This is a genomic window from Streptomyces sp. NPDC090083, from assembly GCF_044747445.1.
GTDB lineage: Bacteria > Actinomycetota > Actinomycetes > Streptomycetales > Streptomycetaceae > Streptomyces.
On the sequence record NZ_JBIVED010000010.1, the window covers coordinates 199,823 to 220,386 of the forward strand.

16 protein-coding genes are annotated in these 20,564 nt (G+C 70.9%); 12 read left to right on the forward strand and 4 right to left on the reverse strand.

All coding sequences use genetic code 11. The features are described 5' to 3' along the window. Positions 1–12 precede the first annotated feature (12 nt). Positions 13–2,946 (reverse strand): tetratricopeptide repeat protein, encoded by a 2,934-nt coding sequence (locus tag ACIPTO_RS31285; RefSeq protein ID WP_401197703.1) that lies wholly within the window; start codon positions 2,944–2,946, stop codon positions 13–15. After that, positions 2,946–4,772, reverse strand: a complete 1,827-nt coding sequence (locus ACIPTO_RS31290) for an HSP90 family protein (protein WP_401197706.1) — start codon at positions 4,770–4,772, stop codon at positions 2,946–2,948. The genes ACIPTO_RS31285 and ACIPTO_RS31290 overlap by 1 nt, the downstream gene beginning before the upstream one ends. A 168-nt stretch (positions 4,773–4,940) precedes the next feature. Between ACIPTO_RS31290 and recG the strand changes: the two genes are divergently transcribed. From recG to mutM, 8 genes are all read left to right on the forward strand, one after another. Continuing rightward, on the forward strand, positions 4,941–7,166 hold the full coding sequence (gene recG, locus ACIPTO_RS31295; RefSeq protein WP_401197708.1) for an ATP-dependent DNA helicase RecG: 2,226 nt from the start codon (positions 4,941–4,943) through the stop codon (positions 7,164–7,166). Between the two features lie 79 nt (positions 7,167–7,245). After that, positions 7,246–7,833: a 16S rRNA (guanine(966)-N(2))-methyltransferase RsmD gene (rsmD, locus tag ACIPTO_RS31300; protein ID WP_401197710.1), complete on the forward strand. Its 588-nt coding sequence runs from the start codon at positions 7,246–7,248 to the stop codon at positions 7,831–7,833. A gap of 26 nt (positions 7,834–7,859) precedes the next feature. Further along, entirely contained in the window at positions 7,860–8,339 is a 480-nt protein-coding gene (coaD, locus tag ACIPTO_RS31305) for a pantetheine-phosphate adenylyltransferase (protein ID WP_401197940.1), read from the forward strand. A gap of 99 nt (positions 8,340–8,438) precedes the next feature. After that, entirely contained in the window at positions 8,439–9,515 is a 1,077-nt protein-coding gene (locus tag ACIPTO_RS31310) for an ATP synthase F0 subunit B (RefSeq protein ID WP_401197712.1), read from the forward strand. Between the two features lie 156 nt (positions 9,516–9,671). Then, entirely contained in the window at positions 9,672–10,316 is a 645-nt protein-coding gene (locus tag ACIPTO_RS31315) for a YceD family protein (RefSeq protein WP_366320902.1), read from the forward strand. 2 nt (positions 10,317–10,318) lie between these two features. Then, on the forward strand, positions 10,319–10,492 hold the full coding sequence (gene rpmF / locus ACIPTO_RS31320) for a 50S ribosomal protein L32 (protein WP_015657589.1): 174 nt from the start codon (positions 10,319–10,321) through the stop codon (positions 10,490–10,492). Positions 10,493–10,511: 19 nt separating this feature from the next. Continuing rightward, positions 10,512–11,354, forward strand: a complete 843-nt coding sequence (gene rnc, locus ACIPTO_RS31325) for a ribonuclease III (RefSeq protein ID WP_401197715.1) — start codon at positions 10,512–10,514, stop codon at positions 11,352–11,354. Between the two features lie 79 nt (positions 11,355–11,433). Further along, on the forward strand, positions 11,434–12,288 hold the full coding sequence (mutM, locus tag ACIPTO_RS31330) for a bifunctional DNA-formamidopyrimidine glycosylase/DNA-(apurinic or apyrimidinic site) lyase (protein WP_366320906.1): 855 nt from the start codon (positions 11,434–11,436) through the stop codon (positions 12,286–12,288). Between the two features lie 14 nt (positions 12,289–12,302). Here mutM and ACIPTO_RS31335 read toward each other — a convergent pair whose 3' ends face one another. Next, complete coding sequence (locus tag ACIPTO_RS31335) at positions 12,303–12,704, reverse strand: winged helix-turn-helix transcriptional regulator (protein ID WP_401197718.1); 402 nt, start codon at positions 12,702–12,704, stop codon at positions 12,303–12,305. Positions 12,705–12,796: 92 nt separating this feature from the next. Next, positions 12,797–14,056 carry a CAP domain-containing protein gene (locus ACIPTO_RS31340; protein WP_401197720.1) on the reverse strand — a complete coding sequence of 420 codons (1,260 nt, stop codon included), beginning with the start codon at positions 14,054–14,056 and terminating at the stop codon, positions 12,797–12,799. Between the two features lie 155 nt (positions 14,057–14,211). Here ACIPTO_RS31340 and ACIPTO_RS31345 point away from each other — a divergent pair, with 155 nt between their 5' ends. The 4 genes from ACIPTO_RS31345 (at position 14,212) to ACIPTO_RS31360 (ending at position 20,551) form a co-directional block, all read left to right on the forward strand. Next, positions 14,212–14,493, forward strand: coding sequence for an acylphosphatase (locus ACIPTO_RS31345; protein WP_366320912.1), 282 nt, complete (start codon positions 14,212–14,214; stop codon positions 14,491–14,493). 392 nt (positions 14,494–14,885) lie between these two features. Further along, complete coding sequence (locus tag ACIPTO_RS31350) at positions 14,886–15,086, forward strand: hypothetical protein (protein WP_019068749.1); 201 nt, start codon at positions 14,886–14,888, stop codon at positions 15,084–15,086. A 218-nt stretch (positions 15,087–15,304) separates the two neighbouring features. Continuing rightward, entirely contained in the window at positions 15,305–18,910 is a 3,606-nt protein-coding gene (smc, locus tag ACIPTO_RS31355; protein ID WP_401197724.1) for a chromosome segregation protein SMC, read from the forward strand. Positions 18,911–19,129: 219 nt separating this feature from the next. Further along, positions 19,130–20,551, forward strand: a complete 1,422-nt coding sequence (locus tag ACIPTO_RS31360) for a sugar porter family MFS transporter (protein ID WP_366320916.1) — start codon at positions 19,130–19,132, stop codon at positions 20,549–20,551. The last annotated feature ends 13 nt before the right edge of the window (positions 20,552–20,564 follow it).

Sequence of the window (20,564 nt, forward strand, 5' to 3'; positions counted from 1 at the left end):
CGCCAACTCCCGCTACTTGTCCTTCTGTTCCTCCATCAGCTGGAGGAGCTGCCCGGCCTCGGCGCGACGGGACCGTACCGTCTCGTCGCCGTCGTCGGCACCCTCGTAGGCCTTCAGCACGCCACGCGCGCGTGCCGCCGCGTCGGCGGAGCGGCTGAGGTCTGCCTCCAGCCAGCCCGCGGCGAGTTCGGCGGCGGTACGGGTGTGCACCGCGCCCTCCCCGAGCGCGGCGAAGACGGTGACCGACTCCGCGGTCTCGGCCAGGGCGTCCTCGAACGCGGCCCGGATCGCGGTGTCCTCGGCCTCCTCGGCGACGGAACGGGCCAGCAGCTCGCCGAACTGCCGGTGCGTGTGGCCGAGTTCACCGGTGAGCCGCTGTCGCGCCTCCTGGTCGTCGGTCACCAGGAGAGCGGCCTCGCACTCCTCGACCGCGCCCGCCATCAGCTCCTTCGCGCGGTCCAGGCCCCGGTCCGCGCGCAGCGCCAGCCACGCGCGGGCGCGCAGCGAGCGGACCAGCCCGTGCACGTTGCCCAGGGTCCGCCACAGGTCGCCCGCGCGCTCGTACGCCCGGTCCGCCTCGGCGGGCAGGTCCGCGTGGCCCAGGGACTCGGCGGCGAGGTGGGCGAGGGTCGCGTGGTCGTTCTGCTCGGGCCAGTGGCGGGCGATCTCGGCCGCCTGGAGCCGCCGTTCGGCCGCCGCGCGGTGCTCGCCCAGCTCGCTGAGACAGTCGCCGAGCCACCACTGCGTCTGGACGACCGCGCCGTCGCCGTGCGTCTCAGCGCTCAGGTCGGGCAGCGCCGACTCCAGCACCTCCGCCGCCTCGGCCCAGCGGCCCTGGCGCAGCAGGAAGCCACCGAGCTGGTGCCGTGCCCAGGCGCCCAGCGTCGGACCCTCGCCTGCCTCGTCGGACCAGTGCGCGGCCTCCAGGGCGTGCTCGGCGGCCTCCTCGGACCGTCCCCGGCCCCCGAGCACCTCGGCGAGCTGGAGATGCAGCTGGGCCCGGCCGGGCGCCTCCAGATACGGCCCGCCGTGCTCCAGGGCCGCCCGCAGCGCCCGCTCCGCCTCGGTGATGTCACCGAGGTGATGGGCGAGCCCGGCGAGCCGCGCCTCGTACTCCACCGCGAACCACGGCAGCCCCGCGGCCACGAACGCCGTCGACGCCTTCGAGAACAGCCGCACGGCCGTCTCCAGGTCACCGGTCCGCACCGCGAGCTCGGCCAGCATCGCGTGCCCCTCGGCCCCCCGCGCGGCCAGCCTCACGTCGTCCCCGGTGTGTCCCTCGACCAGCGCCAGCACCTCCCGCACGGCGGCCTCGGCGGAGGCCAGGGCCTCCGGGCCGGGGGAGTCGTCCGGGGACTCCCCGTGGACCCTGCGCATCAGGATGCGCGCCCGGCTCATCAGCACGGCCGCCGTCTGCCGTACGCCGGTACCGTCCTGCGAGTACAGGGCGAGCACCTCGTCGTACGGCGTGCCGATCGCCACGAGGGCCTCGTCCACCTCGCCCGTGAGAGCGCGTACATAGGCTCCACGCGCGCGTGCCGCCAGCGCCTCCCCGGGGTCGCCCGCCTCGGCGAACAACTCGGCCGCGCGCTCGAAGAGGGCGATGCCCTCGGGACCCCGGTCCATCGCCTGGTGGTCCGCTATCTCCGCCCGGTCGCGGGCGGACAGCTCGACGCCCTCGGCGGCCCGCGACACCGCCAACCAGGCCTCCACGGCGTGCGGTTGGAGGGTGTCCGACAGCCGCCGCGCCTCCGCGAGGAGCGCGGTGAGGTCCTTCTCCGGGACGGCCTCGGGCGCCGCCGCCGACGGCACCGGTGCCGCGACCGGCCTGGCCGCCGAACGCACGCCCAGGGGCAGCCGTTCCACCAGGGGACGCTGGTCCATGCGCGCGCGTGCCGTGTCGCCGATGTGCTTCGTGCCGTTGCGCCCGTCGAAGCGGGCGGCCAGGGACAGGGCCTCCGCGCGCGCGTGGACGGCGAGTTCACCTGCCGTCCAGGTCCGTCCGGCCGGCCCCGGCACCTCCTGGTCGCCGAGGCCCAGGTCGGTCAGCCGGTCCATCAGCAAGGCCACCACGGACAGGAAATCCAGCGCGCTGCGCGGGTTCCCGGAGTCCGTGAAGTACGCCGGACGCTCCGCGAGCAGCTCAAGTCCCCGCGCCTCGTTGCCGCTCAGCGCGCAGAACTCCACATGGTCCGCGTAGGCGCCCCGCATGCTCTCCATGGGCCGCACGAGACGGAAGCCGCGCAGATGGTTGGCGCGGGCCTCCTCGGCGCGCCCCAGGCGCAGCAGCGGGGCCAGGGAGGACGCGAGGACGGTGTGCGGCTCGTGGGCGCAGGTGAACTCGCCCTCCAGGACCGGCCCCCACAGCTCCAGGGCCTCGCCGTCCCGCTCCCGCTGCACCTGCCACTCGCCCTGGGTGTGCAGTTCGCACGCGTGGCAGTCGGCCATGGTGTCCCGGTCGGCGGCCAGCCACGCGGAGTACGCACGCTCGGCCCGAGCCAGGTCGCCGACGTGCGAGGCGACACTGAACTCGGCGCTGCGCACGGCCCGTTCGGAGTGTCCGGCCAGCCGGTAGCGGTGCTCCATCTCGCCGAGCCACTTCTCGATCGACGCCAGCGGGATGTGCGGCTGGCCCAGCATCCCCGACGACACCCACTTGAAGACCCAGTGCAGCGAGTGCACCTCGTACTCGTCGAAGTCCTCGGGCCGCTCGTCCCACATGCGCAGCAGGCGCGCGAAGGGGACGAACATCTTGTCCTTCTCGGAGCTGTAGTTGTAGACCTTCAGCTGGTGCCCGAGCGCCTCGATCACCGCCAGCGGGACGTCCAGCTTCTCCGCCTCGGCGAGCAGCTGCTCCGCGCGCGCGTTGCGGGCCGGTCCCTCCGGCTCCTCGGAGTTCTCCGCCATCGCCCGGCGCAGCTCGCCGAAGTCGGTGATCCCTGTCATCAGTGGTCGCCCTCCCCGTGTGTGGCCCACTCCAGGAGGCCGATGAACGCCCGGTTCAGCAGTGCCGAATCGGCGGGGCGCAGGGGTCGCTGCGCCATCAGGAGTGCCTGTCCGTAGAGCGACTCGGTGGCCGTCCCGATCAGGTCCCGGTCCCCCAGCGAACTGATGCGCCGGATCAGCGGGTTGAGATGGTTGAGCACCAGACGCGCGCGGGGAGCGCTGCCCCGCAGCGAGCCCAGGATGCCCGCCCACAGGTCGTCGGCCTGCTCCTCGGCCTCCGCGCGGGCCTGCTCGTGCCGTGCGGAGCGGTCGTCCAGGTGCAGCGCGGGCACCGACAGCGGATGGAACGCCCGGAGGACCACATCGCAGCCCAGGGGGTCCAGCTTGGCCCGCGCGGCGGCCAGGAAGTCCGCCAGCGCCAGCTCCTCGCCCGGGTCCACCGAGTCCAGGTGCGCGGTCACGGTGTCCGAGTCCAGCTCGGCGACCACCGTCCCCGGGCGCACCGACGGCAGCGCCTCGACCAGCTCGCCGTCGTAGGTGTAACCGCCGTTGATCACGCCGATGCCCTGCGCGGACGCGATCGGGGCGACCTGCCGGTACTCCTCCACGGTCCTGGTGAAGTGCACCACCGGGTGGCGCTGCGCGAACTCCTCCAGGGACACCCGTCCGTCGGTCGTCTCGAAGGGGAGCCACGGCAGCATCGTGCGCAGCATCTCCCTGTCGTGCCGCGCCAGGGACTTCACCCCGAGGTGATGCACCGACAGGAACGCGCCGAGCCGCTCCGGATCACCCGCGGCCAGCCCCGTCAGCCAGTCCCGGATCCGCTCCCCGAGCGCCTCCCGCACGGCGGCCAGCGTCTCGTCCTCGTAGAGGGACTCGCGCGAGGCCGTCGGCCGCAGACTGTCCGTGTCCAGCACGCAGCGCACGAAGAACGCCCAGTCGGGCAGCAGCTGTTCGGCCCGCTCGGTCAGCAGCATGCCCTTGAGGTGCACCCGGTGACCCGCCCGCTGCGCCGGACTCACGGCACCGGGAAGGACGTAGGCCACGCCCCGGATGCCCGCGAGCGGCACCGACAGGTCGATCGAGTCCAGCGGAGTGAACCCGAACAGCTCGTGGCAGTGCCGCGCCAGCGCCACCCTTCGGCCACTGGGACTCGGGTACGGGCGGTCCCAGGGCGCGGGCAGGTCGGTGACCGCCTCCCCGTCCACCCGGACGTCGTAGGGCAGCAGCGCGCCGAAGTCCCGGGCCAGCGCGAGGACCCGCTCTCCGGTGAGCCACTCGGCGGCGCCCGCGCGGGCCACCAGGTGCACGGTGGTGCCCGGTTCGGGGCGCTCGGCGTCGGGCAGGGTCCGCACGGTGTACGAGCCGTCGTCGGTCGCCGTCCACTCCACGGGCGGCGCGTCCGGCGTACGGGCGCTGCGGCTGACGACCCGGATCCGCTCGGCGACCACGAAACAGGCGAGCAGCCCGATGCCGAACTGCCCGAGGAAGTCGGAACGGGCCTCCTGGAGTCCGTCGGCGCGCTTGGAGCTGCGGCCGATGGTGGCGAGGAGGTTGTGCACGTCCGCCTCGGTGAGGCCGACGCCGGAGTCCTCGACGCGCAGGGTGCCGCCGTCGGCGTACAGCCGCACGAGGGCGGGGGAGTCGGGCTCCTCGGCCCGGCGGGCGGTGATCGCGTCCACGGCGTTCTGCAGCAGTTCGCGCAGATAGACCTTGGGGCTCGAATAGAGGTGATGGGAGAGCAGGTCCACCAGACCGCGCAGGTCGACCTGGAACGTGTGAGGTGACTGGGATGCCTGGGATGACTGTGAGGTCTGGGAGTCCATCGTCGCAGCGCCGAGGTGGGGGAGGTGCGATCGGCGCGGGGGTCGGGCGGTCCCTGTGAGGCGGTGACCGCGGGGGATGGCCGGAGCGCGCCATCCTAGGCCTCGAACGAGCCGTCTGACCAGGGGTTTCACGAGACGTATACGGCATTGTCAGTGGCGTGGTGTGCAATGGATCTCGTGCCCGCACTGGAAGAACCACTGCAACAGCCACTGAAATCAGTGCTCGGCCCCGCCACCGCGAAGGTGATGGCCGAGCATCTCGGCCTGCGCACGGTCGGCGACCTCCTGCACCACTACCCGCGCAGATACGAGGAGCGGGGCCAGCTCACGCACCTCGCCGACCTGCCGATGGACGAGCACGTCACCGTGGTCGCCCAGGTCGCCGACGCCCGTCTGCACTCCTTCGCGTCCAGCAAGGCCCCCCGGGGCAAGGGCCAGCGTCTCGAAGTCACGATCACGGACGGCAGCGGCCGGCTCCAACTCGTCTTCTTCGGCTCGGGAGTCCACAAACCCCACAAGGAACTCCTGCCGGGCACCCGCGCGATGTTCGCCGGCAAGGTCTCCGTCTTCAACCGCCGACTGCAACTCGCGCATCCGGCGTACGAGTTGCTGAAGGGCGACGCCGAGGAAGCGGTGGAGACCTGGGCGGGCACCCTGATCCCCATCTATCCCGCCACCGCCAAGCTGGAGTCCTGGAAGATCGGCAAGGCCCTCCAGACGGCGCTGCCCAGCGCCCAGGAAGCCGTGGACCCGCTCCCCGACTCCCTCCGCGAGGGCCGCGGCCTGGTCTCCCTCCCGGAAGCCCTCCTCAAGATCCACCGCCCGCACACCAAGGCGGACATCGCGGCGGCCCGCGACCGCCTCAGGTGGGACGAGGCCTTCGTCCTCCAGGTCGCCCTGGCCCGCCGCCGCCACGCGGACGCCCAGCTCCCCGCGGTGGCCCGCAGGCCGACCCCGGACGGCCTCCTCTCCGCCTTCGACGACCGGCTCCCCTTCACCCTCACGGACGGCCAGGTGAAGGTCTCCAAGGAGATCTTCGACGACCTGGCCACGGAGCATCCGATGCACCGGCTGCTCCAGGGGGAGGTCGGCAGCGGGAAGACGATGGTGGCCCTCCGCGCCATGCTCGCCGTCGTCGACGCGGGTGGGCAGGCCGCGATGCTCGCGCCCACCGAAGTGCTCGCGCAGCAGCATCACCGGTCGATCACCGAGATGATGGGGGAGCTGGCCGAGGGCGGGATGCTGGGCGGGGCCGAGCGGGCCACCAAGGTCACCCTGCTCACCGGCTCCATGGGCACGGCCGCCCGGCGCCAGGCCCTGCTCGACCTCGTCACCGGCGAGGCCGGGATCGTGATCGGCACGCACGCGCTGATCGAGGACAAGGTCCAGTTCCACGACCTGGGCCTGGTCGTGGTCGACGAACAGCACCGCTTCGGCGTCGAACAGCGCGACGCCCTGCGCGGCAAGGGCAAACAGCCCCCGCACCTCCTCGTCATGACCGCCACCCCCATCCCGCGCACGGTCGCGATGACCGTCTTCGGCGACCTGGAGACCTCGGTCCTCGACCAGCTCCCGGCCGGCCGCTCGCCCATCGCCAGCCATGTCGTCCCCGCCGCCGACAAACCCCACTTCCTGTCCCGCGCCTGGGAGCGGGTGCGGGAAGAGGTCTCCAACGGCCATCAGGCGTACGTCGTCTGCCCCCGCATCGGCGACGAGGACGACGACCCCAGGAAGGCGGGCAAGGCCAGGAAGAAGTCCGCCGAGGACGAGGCGGAGAAGCGCCCGCCGCTCGCCGTCCTCGACATCGCGGCCCAGCTCGCCAAGGGCCCCCTCCAGGGGCTGCGGATCGAAGTGCTGCACGGCCGTATGCACCCCGACGACAAGGACGCCGTGATGCGCCGCTTCGCCGCCGGGGACACCGACGTCCTGGTCGCCACCACGGTCATCGAGGTCGGCGTCAACGTGCCCAACGCCACGGCGATGGTCATCATGGACGCCGACCGCTTCGGCGTCTCCCAGCTCCACCAGCTCCGCGGCCGAGTGGGCCGGGGCTCCGCGGCCGGTCTCTGCCTGCTGGTCAGCGAGATGCCCGAGGCCAGCCCCGCCCGCCAGCGGCTCAACGCCGTCGCCTCCACCCTCGACGGGTTCGAGCTCTCCCGCATCGACCTCGAACAGCGCAGAGAGGGCGACGTACTGGGCCAGGCCCAGTCCGGCGCCCGCACGTCCCTGCGCGTCCTCTCGGTCATCGAGGACGAGGAGGTCATCGCGGAGGCACGGGAGGAGGCGACGAAGGTGGTGGAGGCCGACCCCGAGCTGGAACACCTGCCGGGCCTGCGCACGGCCCTCGACGCGCTGCTGGACGAGGAGAGGGAGCAGTACTTGGAAAAGGGCTAGAGGTCACCGCCCAGGGGCGCGGGGAACCGCGCGACCAGCCACACTGATACCCGAAGACGCCCACGAGCAAGGACTCCAGATGACCCGCGTGATCGCCGGCGAAGCCGGCGGACGTCGACTAGCCGTCCCGCCGGGGACCGGCACCCGCCCGACCTCCGACCGCGCGCGCGAGGGACTCTTCTCCACCTGGCAGTCCCTCCTCGGCGCCCCGCTGAACGGCGAACGGGTCCTCGACCTCTACGCGGGCTCGGGCGCCATCGGTCTGGAAGCCCTCTCCCGCGGTGCCGGCCACACCCTCCTCGTGGAGGCCGACCCGAAGGCCGCCCGCGTCATCAGGGAGAACGTGAAGAACATCGGCCTCCCCGGCGCCGAGGTCAGGGCGGGCAAAGCGGAACAGATCGTCCAGACACCCGCGCCGGCGGACCCGTACGACATCGCCTTCCTCGATCCGCCCTATGTTGTCGCAGATCACGATCTTCGGGAGATTCTCCTCACACTCCGGTCGGGGGGCTGGCTCGCGCCGGACGCGCTCGTCACCGTGGAGCGCAGCACCAGAGGCGGCGAATTCGGGTGGCCGGACGGCTTCGAGGCGATCCGGGCCCGTCGCTACGGCGAGGGGACCTTTTGGTACGGTCGCGCCGCCTCTACGTGCGAAGACGCACGATGACCGGACCGGAGAGCGAGGGAACCCAGTTGCGCCGCGCCGTTTGTCCGGGGTCGTTCGACCCCATCACCAATGGACATCTCGACATCATCGCCCGTGCCTCCCGCCTGTACGACGTCGTGCACGTCGTCGTGATGATCAACCAGTCGAAGAAGGGCCTGTTCACCGTCGACGAGCGGATCGAGCTGATCCGTGAGGTGACCTCGGAGTTCGGCAACATCCAGGTCGAGGCGTACCACGGCCTGCTCGTCGACTTCTGCAAGCAGCGCGACATCCCGGCCATCGTCAAGGGCCTGCGCGCGGTCAGCGACTTCGACTACGAACTCCAGATGGCCCAGATGAACAACGGACTGTCGGGCGTCGAAACCCTGTTCATCCCCACCAGCCCCACCTACAGCTTCCTGTCGTCCTCGCTGGTCAAGGAGGTCGCGCAGTGGGGCGGCGACATCTCCCACCTGGTGCCGGGCGTCGTTCTCGAAGCGCTCACCGAGCGGCTCGGCAAGCGCTGACGGACTGACAGGGCGTCACCCGGTGTCGGGCGGGGCGGGAGTGGTCGTACAGTCGACCCGTCCGTCTCCAACACGTCGGTAGAGAGTGGCGAGCACACGGTGGACGTGCAGAAGAAGCTCGACGAGATCGTCTCCTCGGTCTCCAGCGCCCGGTCCATGCCCATGTCGGCCTCGTGCGTGGTCAACCGCGCCGAGCTGCTCACGCTGCTCGAAGAGGTGCGCGCGGCGCTGCCCGACTCGCTGGCCGAGGCGCAGGAGCTGATCGGCGGCCGGCACGAGATGGTCGAGCAGGCCCGCCAGGAGGCCGACCGGATCATCCAGACCGCGCACGCCGAGCGCGGCTCGCTGATCTCCGACACGGAGGTCGCCCGCCGCTCGCAGAACGAGGCGGACCGCATCCTCGCGGAGGCCCGCCAGGAGGCCGAGGAGATCCGCGCGGAGGCCGACGACTACGTCGACTCCAAGCTCGCCAACTTCGAGGTCGTCCTCACCAAGACCCTCGGCTCGGTCGGCCGCGGCCGCGAGAAGCTGCTCGGCACCGGCCCGGGCATCGACGACCAGGGCTACGAGGACGACGACGCCCCCGAGCGCAGCCACGACCCGGAGACCCTGCGCCGCGACGCCGACGCGTACGTGGACGTCAAGCTCGGCGCCTTCGAGGCGGTCCTCGCCAAGACCCTGGAGGCCGTGGGCAAGGGCCGGCAGAAGCTGCACGGGCGGATCGCGAGCGACGACCTCGGCGCCCTCTCCCACGACGACGAGGGCAACCCGGTCCAGCACACCAGCGACGCCGACTACCTCGCCGACCTCGCGAGCGTCACCGACACCCCGGTCCAGGCGGCCCCGCTCCAGCCCGACCAGCAGGACTACGCCCCGCAGGCGGCCTACGACTACCAGCAGACCGCCCAGCAGCAGGACCCGTACGGCTACCAGCAGCAGGGCTACGTCCAGCAGCAGGACCCCTACGGCTACCAGCAGGCCGACCCCTATGCCTACCAGGGCTACGACACCGGCCAGCAGCCCGCGTACGACCCGAACCAGATGCAGCAGGCCCAGGCCGACCCGCAGCAGAACCAGGGTCAGCAGGGCTACGCGCTCGACGAGACCAGCCTCTTCGACACCGGCATGATCAGCGCGGAGCAGCTGCGGGCCTACGAGCAGGGCCGCGGGCTGTAGCGGATCCGGGCCGGTGGCCGGGAGCGCACACCGGATTGGGCCGAGAGCGAAAGGTCCAGTATCCTGGCTCTTCGGTCGCGTGTACGTCCGCGATCACCGCTGCCCGGAAGCACCGAAGGGCAGCGCCCCATGAGCTCAGCAGACCGGAAGACAGGAATGGCTCTGAACGCCCGCCTCGACCACCGCAACCCACTCGTGTTCGACACTCACGAGCTGGGCCGGCGTCCTGGTGCGCTGCAGCGCCTGAACCGTTCGGTCGACGCTCCCAAGGATCTCGGGATCCAGGGTGTCATCGGAGTGCCGGAAGGCGCCCCGGTGGAGCTCGACCTCCGTCTGGAGTCGGTCATGGAAGGGGTGCTTGTCACAGGCACCGCCCGTGCACTGGCGAAGGGGGAGTGCGTAAGGTGTCTGGAGCCGGTCGAGCTGTCGCTCGAAGCGGACTTCCAGGAGATGTTCTCGTACCCTGACGCCGACGACCGTGGCCGTGTGAGCACGGAACCGGTCGACGACGCCGAGGAAGACGAGGACAGGCTCTTCATCGAGGACGGCCTGTTCGACCTCGAATCCGTGCTGCGTGATGCGGTGGTGCTCGCACTGCCGATGCAGCCGGTGTGCCAGGACGACTGTCTGGGTCTGTGCTCCGAGTGCGGAGTACGGCTCACGGACGACCCGGACCACCACCATGACGCCGTCGACATCCGTTGGGCGGCACTGCAGGGACTCGCCGGTTCACTCGAAGACGGCGAGAAGGACGAGATGAGCGGCGCCGAACCGGGCGTCGACGAGAAGCAGGAGAAGTAGCCGTGGCTGTTCCGAAGCGGAAGATGTCGCGCAGCAACACGCGCCACCGCCGGTCGCAGTGGAAGGCTGCGGTCACCCCTCTGGTTGCGTGCGAGCGCTGCCACGAGCCCAAGCAGCAGCACATCGCGTGCCCGTCGTGCGGCACGTACAACAAGCGCCAGGTCCTCGAGGTCTGAGCGGCTGGTGAGAGGCTCCATGTCTGACGTCAAGGCGGACTCAGTCGCCAAGAAACAGGCGGACACGGCCTCGTCCCACACGCTGTTGGAAGGGCGGCTCGGGTATCACCTCGAGTCCGCCCTTCTGGTGCGTGCGCTGACCCACCGTTCGTACGCGTACGAGAACGGCGGTCTGCCGACGAACGAGCGGCTGGAGTTCCTCGGGGACTCCGTGCTCGGCCTCGTCGTCACGGACACGCTGTACACCACCCACCCCGACCTGCCCGAAGGCCAACTGGCCAAGCTGCGGGCCGCGGTGGTCAATTCTCGTGCGCTGGCGGAGGTCGGTCGCGGTCTGGAACTCGGCTCCTTCATCCGGCTCGGCCGGGGCGAAGAGGGCACGGGGGGCCGGGACAAGGCGTCCATCCTCGCCGACACCCTGGAAGCGGTGATCGGCGCGGTCTATCTCGACCAGGGCCTCGACGCGGCCTCCGAACTGGTGCACCGCCTGTTCGACCCGCTCATCGAGAAGTCCTCGAACCTCGGTGCCGGCCTGGACTGGAAGACCAGTCTCCAGGAGCTCACCGCGACCGAGGGGCTCGGTGTCCCCGAGTACCTGGTCACGGAGACCGGCCCCGACCACGAGAAGACCTTCACTGCTGCCGCCCGCGTCGGAGGCGTCTCGTACGGCACCGGCACCGGCCGCAGCAAGAAGGAGGCGGAGCAGCAGGCCGCCGAGTCCGCCTGGCGGTCCATCCGGGCCGATGCGGACGAGCGCGCGGCGAAGGAGAAGGAGGCGGCTGAACAGCAGACCGCCGAGGTCTCCGTCGCGGCCGAGCAGCCTGCCGAGGGAAGCGCCGACACGTCGTCGGCGTCCGCCTGACCGAACAGCGAGACCTGAGCGCCCGTCCCCGCAGCGGGGCGGGCGCTCGGTCCATTCACCCGTCGTCACAGGGGATGTCATGCCCGAGTTGCCCGAGGTCGAGGTCGTCCGGCGGGGCCTGGAGCGCTGGGTCGCCCAGCGGACCGTCGCCGACGCCGAGGTGCTGCACCCGCGTGCCGTACGACGTCATGTCGCCGGCGCCGACGACTTCGCGCACCGGCTCAAGGGACATCGGATCGGCACCCCGAGCAGACGCGGCAAGTATCTCTGGCTGCCGCTGGAGGACACCCACCAGGCGGTGCTGGCCCACCTCGGGATGAGTGGTCAACTCCTGGTCCAGCAGCACGAGTTCCCCGACGAGAAGCATCTGCGCATCCGGGTGCGCTTCGCCGACGGGCTCGGTACCGAACTCCGCTTCGTCGACCAACGCACCTTCGGCGGGCTGTCGTTGCACGACACGACCCCGGACGGGCTGCCGGACGTCATCGCGCACATCGCGCGGGACCCCCTGGACCCTTCGTTCGACGACGAGTTGTTCCACCAGTCGCTGCGCCGCAAGCGGACGACGATTAAACGGGCCCTGCTCGACCAGTCGTTGATCAGCGGAGTCGGCAACATCTATGCCGACGAGGCCCTTTGGCGGTCCCGCGTCCACTACGAACGCCCGACCGCGACCTTCACGCGCCCGCGCACGGCCGAACTCCTGGGCCACGTACGGGATGTGATGAACGCGGCCCTCGCCGTGGGCGGCACCAGCTTCGACAGCCTGTACGTCAACGTGAACGGGGAGTCGGGCTACTTCGACCGCTCGCTCGACGCGTACGGCCGCGAGGGTCTGCCGTGCCGGCGCTGCGGTACACCGATGAGCCGGCGGGCGTGGATGAACCGGTCGAGCTACTTCTGCCCCACGTGCCAGCGGGCGCCCCGGAGCTGACCGGCCCCGCGGGGCTAGACCGCGCTCGGCGCGCCGTCGTAGCGCGTGCGGGCGGTGAGGACGTCGTCCATGCGGGACTCCACGAAGTCGACGAGGTCCTTCAGGCGTTCGGCGACGCCGTGGCCCAGCGGGGTCAGCTCGTAGTCCACGCGCGGCGGGTTGGTCGGCTGGGCCTCGCGGTGGACCAGGCCGTCCCGCTCCAGGGCGTGCAGGGTCTGCGAGAGCATCTTCTCGCTGACGCCGTCGACGCGGCGCCGCAGCTCGTTGAAGCGCAGCGAGCCCTCGTGCAGCGCGCACAGGGTGAGTCCGCCCCAGCGGCCCGTGACGTGCTCCAGGGTGCCCCGGGAGGGGCAGGCCTTCGCGAAGACGTTGTACGGGAAGCCCTGCTCGTCCGTACGCTCCTGGGTCGTGTCCATGGCGCCAGGGTACGCGAACACAGCGCTAACCGACAGGGGGCACTAACCAGCGGTTAGTGCTCCCTGTCGGCGTGCTCGGCCCGCGTTCGTTCTCAGTACCCGAAGTCCTGCGTCCACCAGGGGCCGCCGGTGCCGAAGTGCACACCGACGCCCAGGGTCTTGAAGTCGCAGTTCAGGATGTTGGCCTTGTGGCCGGGACTGTTCATCCAGGCGTCCATGACCGCGGCCGCGTCGGCCTGGCCGCGGGCGATGTTCTCGCCGCCGAGGTTGGTGATGCCGAGCTTCTCCGCCCGGTCCCACGGGGTGGCCCCGCTGGGGTCGGTGTGGTCGAAGAAGTCCTGGTCGGCCATCTGCTCGCTGAAGTTCTCCGCGAGCGTGGTCAGCGAGCTGTTGGCGGAGACCGCGCTGCAGCCGACGAGTGCGCGCTGTTCGTTGACGAGCCTGAGGACCTCGGCCTCGGCCGCCGCCTCCGTGGAGACCGTCACCGGAGGGGCGGCGGACTGCGTGGGCGTCGGGGTGGCCTTCGCCGAGGGGGCCTTGGTGGTGGGCTCCTCGGTCGGGGCGGTGGCCGCAGGCTTCTTCGCCGGCGCCTTGGTGGCCGGCGCGGTGGCCGACTTGGTCGGGGCCGCGGACGGGGAGGCCGCGCGGTCGGCGTCGCGGCTCGTGGCGGAACCGTCGTCGCGGGACTCCGCGCTGCCGGAGGTACCGCCCTGCTCGGTCGCCGAGTTGGTCGGCGAACCGGCGGCCTGCACCTTGTCCGAGCTGTTGCCGCCGCCGAGCTTGTAGTTGTCCAGCCCCGGCACGGCGCCCGTGGCGACCGCGACCGTACCGATGGCGACCGCGGCGGAGACGCCGAGCAGACCGGACTTCACCGGCGTCACGCCCTTGCGCTTGCGGCGGCGACCGCGGCCCGCGCGCGCGTCCTCGCCCCGGGCGGAGGAACCCGCCGCCTCGGGGAAGACCACGGCGTAGTCCTCCTCGGTGGCGAAGAGGTAGGCCTCGCTCTTGCGGCGGGAGTCGGCCTTGAGGCGGCTCTCGGCCTTGAGGCGGGCCTCGCTCTTCGGCGGGACCTCACCGCTGTGCGCGTGGACCTCGCGGACCCGGTGGTCGGCCGGGGCCTGGTGGAACTCGGACGGGCCCTCCGGGCGCAGGTAGGGCGCCATGCCGATCGTCGAGCCGTCGGCCGGGTTCCAGTCGAAGCGGTCGTTCCGGCCGGCGTGGTCGGAGGGGTCGTTCCAGTCGTACGAGTCATGCGGGTCGTAGCCGCTCGTGTATGAGCCGTGCGTCTCTGTGACCCCCGTGGCGCGGCCCGTGGCGGCGCGGCCGGCGGCGGAGCGTCGGTGGCGTCCCATGTCCTTGCCTTTCGTCCTTGCGGTCAACTCGTCCGTGCGGTGACCCAGCTCACTCGATCGAGTGAGTTTCATATGAGATTCATTGGGGCGGACGGTACCGCATGGCGCGTGGGGAGCAAGTGTCCGGAGGGACATTGGCCGGTTAGGTTGCAGCCATGAGCGAGGATGTTCGGATGGTCGCCTGGGTGCGAGGACGTGTGCAAGGTGTGGGTTTTCGGTGGTTTACCCGTGCCAAGGCCCTGGAGATCGGCGGCCTGAGTGGTTTTGCTCTCAATTTGGGGGACGGGCGGGTGCAGGTGGTCGCCGAGGGGGCCCGCGAGGGCTGCGAGGGACTCCTCGACTGGCTCCGGGGAGCCGACACGCCCGGGCGCGTGGACGGCGTCACCGAGATCTGGGACACACCGCGCGGCGGCTACGACGGCTTCGCGATCCGCTGAGCACACCCGGCGAAACGGCGTGGAGCGGGCCCGACCGAAGCGGAGGGACATGCCACCGGCAGCTGCCCACAGCAGAAATGGCCTGGTGGTTGCCAATGACGGCGCGCTCTGGCAGGCTCCGCACCTAAGGATGATCGCCACACCTGGAGAGGCCCCGCAGGAGTCGCAGCGCCGCCCGCTCAGGGCCGCGTGCCCCCGGGTTGCCGCCAATACGGGGTGTGATCGTGTTGACCGTCAAACTTTTTGGTGAGACTCTGAAAGCCCCGCGCACCTTAGCTGTTTGGCATGGAAGAACAGCAGAGCAAGTCCTCAGTCTGTCAAGCACCGCGGGTGCGATTCCCTCACGACCCACACCGCTTCGGTCGGTCACTCAGTGTGGAGGACCATCCATCATGGCAAAGGCGCTTCTCGGTTACGTCGGCGGCTCCGACCCGCGACTCCTCGCCGAGATGCGACGGCTCCAGCAGCGCGTCCAGGACCTGGAATCCGAGCTCGTTCGGATCCAGGAAGAGAACGACGCGCTGACGGCTGCCGCAACTCACGATTCGCTTCTCGAGCTCGACGCACGCCAGGCAGAGCCCGCGCTCACCTGATCACTGCGACGCACCACATGACACGCAGTGGTCGGGCGGCCTGCTTCAACCACTAAGTTGTCAGAGTTTGCAAGGGACGCTTCGGCGTCCCTTCTTTCTTTCCCCCGTACGCCTCCACCCTCTTTAACGTTTGGTGTGCCCTGCACGTTCACGGGCGAAACCGCGGGGAACCGGACGTTCATGGAGAGAGCGAGCGGCGGACGGTAGAGTCCAGCGGCGTGCACCTCAAGGCCCTGACCCTGCGGGGGTTCAAGTCGTTCGCCTCGGCGACCACGCTCCGGTTCGAGCCGGGCATCACGTGCGTCGTCGGTCCGAACGGCTCGGGCAAGTCCAACGTCGTGGACGCGCTCAGCTGGGTCATGGGCGAACAGGGCGCCAAGTCGCTGCGCGGCGGCAAGATGGAGGACGTCATCTTCGCCGGCACCACCGGCCGTCCCCCGCTGGGCCGCGCCGAGGTGTCCCTGACCATCGACAACTCCGACGGGGCGCTGCCCATCGAGTACGCCGAGGTCACCATCACGCGGATCATGTTCCGCAACGGCGGCAGCGAGTACCAGATCAACGGCGACACGTGTCGCCTCCTGGACATCCAGGAACTCCTCTCCGACTCCGGCATCGGCCGCGAGATGCACGTCATCGTCGGGCAGGGCCAGCTCGACTCCGTGCTGCACGCCGACCCCATGGGCCGCCGCGCCTTCATCGAGGAGGCGGCCGGGGTCCTCAAGCACCGCAAGCGCAAGGAGAAGGCGCTCCGCAAGCTGGACGCGATGCAGGCCAACCTCGCGCGCGTGCAGGACCTCACGGACGAACTCCGCCGCCAGCTCAAGCCCCTGGGCCGCCAGGCCGCCGTCGCCCGCCGCGCCGCCGTCATCCAGGCCGACCTGCGCGACGCCCGCCTGCGCCTGCTCGCCGACGACCTCGTACGCCTGCGTCAGGCGCTGAACACCGAGATCGCCGACGAGGCCGCGCTGAAGGAACGCAAGGAGGCCGCCGAGCTGGAGCTGCGCAAGGCGGTCCAGCGCGAAGGCCTCCTGGAGGACGAGGTGCGGCAGCTCACGCCGCGTCTCCAGCGGGCCCAGCAGACCTGGTACGAGCTGTCCCAGCTGGCCGAGCGGGTGCGCGGCACGGTCTCGCTGGCCGAGGCGCGGGTCAAGAGCGCGACCTCGGCCTCCCCCGAGGAGCGGCGGGGGCGCGACCCCGAGGACATGGAGCGCGAGGCCGCCCGGATCCGTGAGCAGGAGGCCGAACTCGAAGCGGCTCTGGAAGCGGCCGAGCACGCGCTGGAGGACACCGTCGCCCACCGCTCCGAACTGGAGCGCGAGCTGACGGCCGAGGAACGCCGGCTGAAGGACGTGGCCCGTTCCATCGCCGACCGCCGCGAGGGCCTCGCCCGGCTCAACGGCCAGGTCAACGCGGCCCGTTCCCGCGCGGCCTCCGCCCAGGCCGAGATCGACCGCCTCGCCGCGGCCCGCGACGAGGCGCAGGAGCGAGCGGTCACCGCCCAGGAGGAGTACGAGGCGCTCCAGGCCGAGGTCGACGGCCTCGACGCCGGCGACGCCGAGCTCACCGAGCGGCACGAGGAGACCAAGCGCCTGCTGTCCGAGGCGGAGGCCGCGCTGACGGCGGCCCGGGAGGCGGCCACCACGGCGGAACGCGGCCGAGCCGCCACCCAGGCCCGCCACGAGGCCCTCGCGCTGGGCCTGCGCCGCAAGGACGGCACCGGGATACTGCTGGGCGCACAAGACAGGCTCACCGGTGTTCTGGGTCCGGCGGCGGAGCTGCTGACGGTGACCCCGGGCCACGAGGTGGCCCTCGCGGCGGCCTTCGGCGCGGCGGCGGACGCCATCGCCGTGACGACCCCGGCATCGGCGGCGGACGCGATCCGCCTGCTGCGCAAGCAGGACGGCGGCAGGGCGGCGCTGCTGCTGGCCGGAGCCCCGGACGATTCCGCACCGGGCACGGCCACGCCCCGATCGGGCGCGGGGAACGGCGCGACCGGCCAGGACGCGTCCGCGGACGCCGGCCGGCGTTCCGCGGCGGATCTGGTCCGCGGCCCCGCGGACCTCATGCCCGCGGTCCGCCGCCTCCTCCGCGACTACGTGGTGGTCGAGACCCTTGAGGACGCCGAACAACTCGTATACAGGCACCCCGAGTTGACTGCGGTCACCGCCGAAGGCGACCTCCTCGGCGCCCACTTCGCCCACGGCGGCTCCGCGGGCGCCCCCAGCCTCCTCGAAGTCCAGGCCTCCGTCGATGAAGCCGCCGCCGAACTCGAAGAACTGGCCGTCCGCTGCGAGGAGTTGGCCGCCGGTCAGCAGACCGCGGCCGAGCGCCGCAAGGAACGTGCCGCGCTGGTCGAGGAGTTGGGGGAGCGCCGCAGGGCCGCCGAGCGCGAGAAGTCGGCCGTGGCACAGCAGCTGGGGCGCCTCGCGGGACAGGCGCGGGGCGCCGCGGGCGAGGCCGAACGATCCGCCGCTGCCGCCGCACGGGCGCAGGACGCCCTCGACAAGGCGGTGGAAGAGGCCGAGGTACTGGCTGAACGGCTCGCTGTGGCCGAGGAGATGCCGGTCGAGGAGGAGCCCGACACCTCCGTGCGGGACCGGCTTGCCGCCGACGGGGCCAACGCCCGGCAGACCGAGATGGAGGCGCGGCTCCAGGTCCGTACGCACGAGGAGCGGGTCAAGGGCCTCGCGGGGCGGGCCGATGCGCTGGACCGGGGGGCCCGCGCCGAGCGGGAGGCGCGGGCGCGGGCCGAGCAGCGGCTCGCACGGTTGCGGCACGAGGCCGGGGTCGCGGAGGCCGTGGCCTTCGGGGCACGGCAGCTGCTCGCGCACGTCGAGGTGTCCCTGCGCCGCGCCGACGAGGAGCGCACCGCCGCCGACGCGGCGAAGGCGCGCCGTGAGCAGGAGCTGACCGCCGCCCGCAACCAGGGCCGCGACCTCAAGGGCGAGCTCGACAAGCTGACCGACTCCGTGCACCGGGGAGAGGTGCTCGGTGCGGAGAAGCGGATGCGGATCGAGCAGCTGGAGACCAAGGCGCTGGAGGAGCTGGGCGTCGAGCCGGCGGGGCTGATCGAGGAGTACGGGCCGCATCAGCTCGTGCCGCCCTCGCTCGCCGCCGAGGGCGAGGTGCTGCCCGACGACCCGGAGGACCCGCGCAACCAGCCCCGGACCTTCCACCGCGCCGAGCAGGAGAAGCGGCTCAAGTCAGCCGAACGGGCGTACCAGCAGCTGGGAAAGGTGAACCCGCTCGCGCTGGAGGAGTTCGCGGCGCTGGAGGAGCGGCACAAGTTCCTGAGTGAGCAGCTGGAGGACCTCAAGAAGACCCGCGCCGACCTGCTTCAAGTGGTGAAGGAGGTCGACGAGCGCGTCGAGCAGGTCTTCACCGAGGCGTACCGGGACACGGCCCTGCAGTTCGAGGGCGTCTTCAGCAGACTGTTCCCGGGTGGCGAGGGCAGGCTGATCCTGACCGATCCCGACAACATGCTCACCACGGGTGTGGATGTGGAGGCCCGCCCGCCCGGCAAGAAGGTCAAGCGGCTCTCCCTGCTCTCCGGCGGTGAGCGGTCGCTGACCGCGGTGGCCCTGCTGGTGTCGATCTTCAAGGCGCGGCCCAGCCCCTTCTACGTGATGGACGAGGTCGAGGCGGCCCTCGACGACACCAACCTCCAGCGGCTGATCCGGATCATGCAGGAGCTCCAGGAGGCTTCGCAGCTGATCGTGATCACCCACCAGAAGCGGACGATGGAGGTCGCCGACGCGTTGTACGGCGTCTCCATGCAGGGCGACGGAGTGTCGAAGGTCATCTCGCAGCGCCTTCGCTAGAACCCCCTTGATTGTTCAACTCTTGAACGCTTGGCTGTCACGCCTGGGGTCACATGCCGGGGTCATCTCACAGGGGACCCCCTATTGACTTCGACACTTGAAGGCATAGTCTCTCCCACGTTGCTTTTACCTTCAGGTGGTGGGCAGCAGGAAGCTGTGCGCCACTGGAAGGGTCGCCCCCCACCCCGGCGGCGTTGCCGGTGGCCCGAGGAGTTACACGTGACCAGCACTGCGCAGGCACCTCAGTCAGGAGCCGGGTCGGCTCATCCCGAACATCTCGGGCACGTCATCTTCATCGCGGCGGCGGCCGCGATGGGCGGCTTCCTCTTCGGATACGACAGTTCCGTGATCAACGGCGCCGTCGAGGCCATCCGCGACCGCTACGACGTGGGCTCCGCGGCCCTGGCCCAGGTCATTGCGATCGCCCTGATCGGCTGTGCGATCGGCGCCGCGACCGCGGGCCGGATAGCGGACCGTATCGGCCGTATCCGCTGCATGCAGATCTCCGCGGTGCTGTTCACGATCAGTGCCGTGGGTTCGGCGCTGCCCTTCGCGCTGTGGGACCTGGCGTTCTGGCGGGTGATCGGCGGGTTCGCCATCGGCATGGCCTCGGTCATCGGCCCCGCCTACATCGCCGAGGTCTCCCCGCCCGCCTACCGGGGACGGCTCGGCTCCTTCCAGCAGGCCGCGATCGTCATCGGCATCGCGATCTCGCAGCTGGTCAACTGGGGTCTGCTGAACGCGGCCGACGGCGACCAGCGCGGCAAGCTCATGGGCCTGGAGGCCTGGCAGGTCATGCTCGGCGTCATGGTGATCCCGGCCGTCCTCTACGGCCTGCTCTCCTTCGCGATCCCCGAGTCCCCGCGCTTCCTGATCTCGGCCGGCAAGGTGGGCCGCGCCCATGACGTGCTTCGTGAGGTCGAGGGCGACGACGTCGACCTGGACGCCCGGGTCGCCGAGATCGAGCTCGCGATGAAGAGCGAGCACAAGTCGACGTTCAAGGACCTGCTCGGCGGTGGCGGCTTCTTCTTCAAGCCGATCGTCTGGGTCGGCATCGGCCTGTCGGCCTTCCAGCAGCTCGTCGGCATCAACGTCGCGTTCTACTACTCCTCGACGCTGTGGCAGTCCGTCGGCGTCGACCCGACGCAGTCGTTCTTCTACTCCTTCACGACGTCGATCGTGAACATCATCGGCACCGTGATCGCGATGATCTTCGTGGACCGGATCGGCCGCAAGCCGCTGGCCCTGATCGGCTCGGCCGGCATGGTCGTGGGTCTCGCGCTGGAGGCCTGGGCCTTCTCGTACCACCTCGTCGACGGCAAGCTGCCCTCCGCGCAGGGCTGGACCGCGCTGATCGCGGCCCACGTGTTCGTCCTGTTCTTCGCCCTGTCCTGGGGTGTCGTGGTCTGGGTGTTCCTCGGCGAGATGTTCCCCAACCGGATCCGTGCCGCCGCCCTGGGTGTCGCCGCCTCCGCGCAGTGGATCGCCAACTGGGCCATCACCGCGAGCTTCCCGTCGCTGGCCGACTGGAACCTCTCCGCGACCTACGTGATCTACACGGTGTTCGCCGCGCTCTCCATCCCGTTCGTCCTGAAGTTCGTGAAGGAGACGAAGGGCAAGAAGCTGGAGGACATGGGCTGACGAAGCCCCCGAG

Coding starts and splice junctions, on each gene's coding strand:
- ACIPTO_RS31285 (WP_401197703.1), bottom strand. CDS start 2,946: ATGACAGGGATCACCGACTTCGGCGAGCTGCGCCGGGCGATGGCGGAG.
- ACIPTO_RS31290 (WP_401197706.1), bottom strand. CDS start 4,772: ATGGACTCCCAGACCTCACAGTCATCCCAGGCATCCCAGTCACCTCAC.
- recG (WP_401197708.1), top strand. CDS start 4,941: ATGGATCTCGTGCCCGCACTGGAAGAACCACTGCAACAGCCACTGAAA.
- rsmD (WP_401197710.1), top strand. CDS start 7,246: ATGACCCGCGTGATCGCCGGCGAAGCCGGCGGACGTCGACTAGCCGTC.
- ACIPTO_RS31315 (WP_366320902.1), top strand. CDS start 9,672: ATGGCTCTGAACGCCCGCCTCGACCACCGCAACCCACTCGTGTTCGAC.
- rnc (WP_401197715.1), top strand. CDS start 10,512: ATGTCTGACGTCAAGGCGGACTCAGTCGCCAAGAAACAGGCGGACACG.
- mutM (WP_366320906.1), top strand. CDS start 11,434: ATGCCCGAGTTGCCCGAGGTCGAGGTCGTCCGGCGGGGCCTGGAGCGC.
- ACIPTO_RS31335 (WP_401197718.1), bottom strand. CDS start 12,704: ATGGACACGACCCAGGAGCGTACGGACGAGCAGGGCTTCCCGTACAAC.
- ACIPTO_RS31340 (WP_401197720.1), bottom strand. CDS start 14,056: ATGGGACGCCACCGACGCTCCGCCGCCGGCCGCGCCGCCACGGGCCGC.
- ACIPTO_RS31345 (WP_366320912.1), top strand. CDS start 14,212: ATGAGCGAGGATGTTCGGATGGTCGCCTGGGTGCGAGGACGTGTGCAA.
- ACIPTO_RS31350 (WP_019068749.1), top strand. CDS start 14,886: ATGGCAAAGGCGCTTCTCGGTTACGTCGGCGGCTCCGACCCGCGACTC.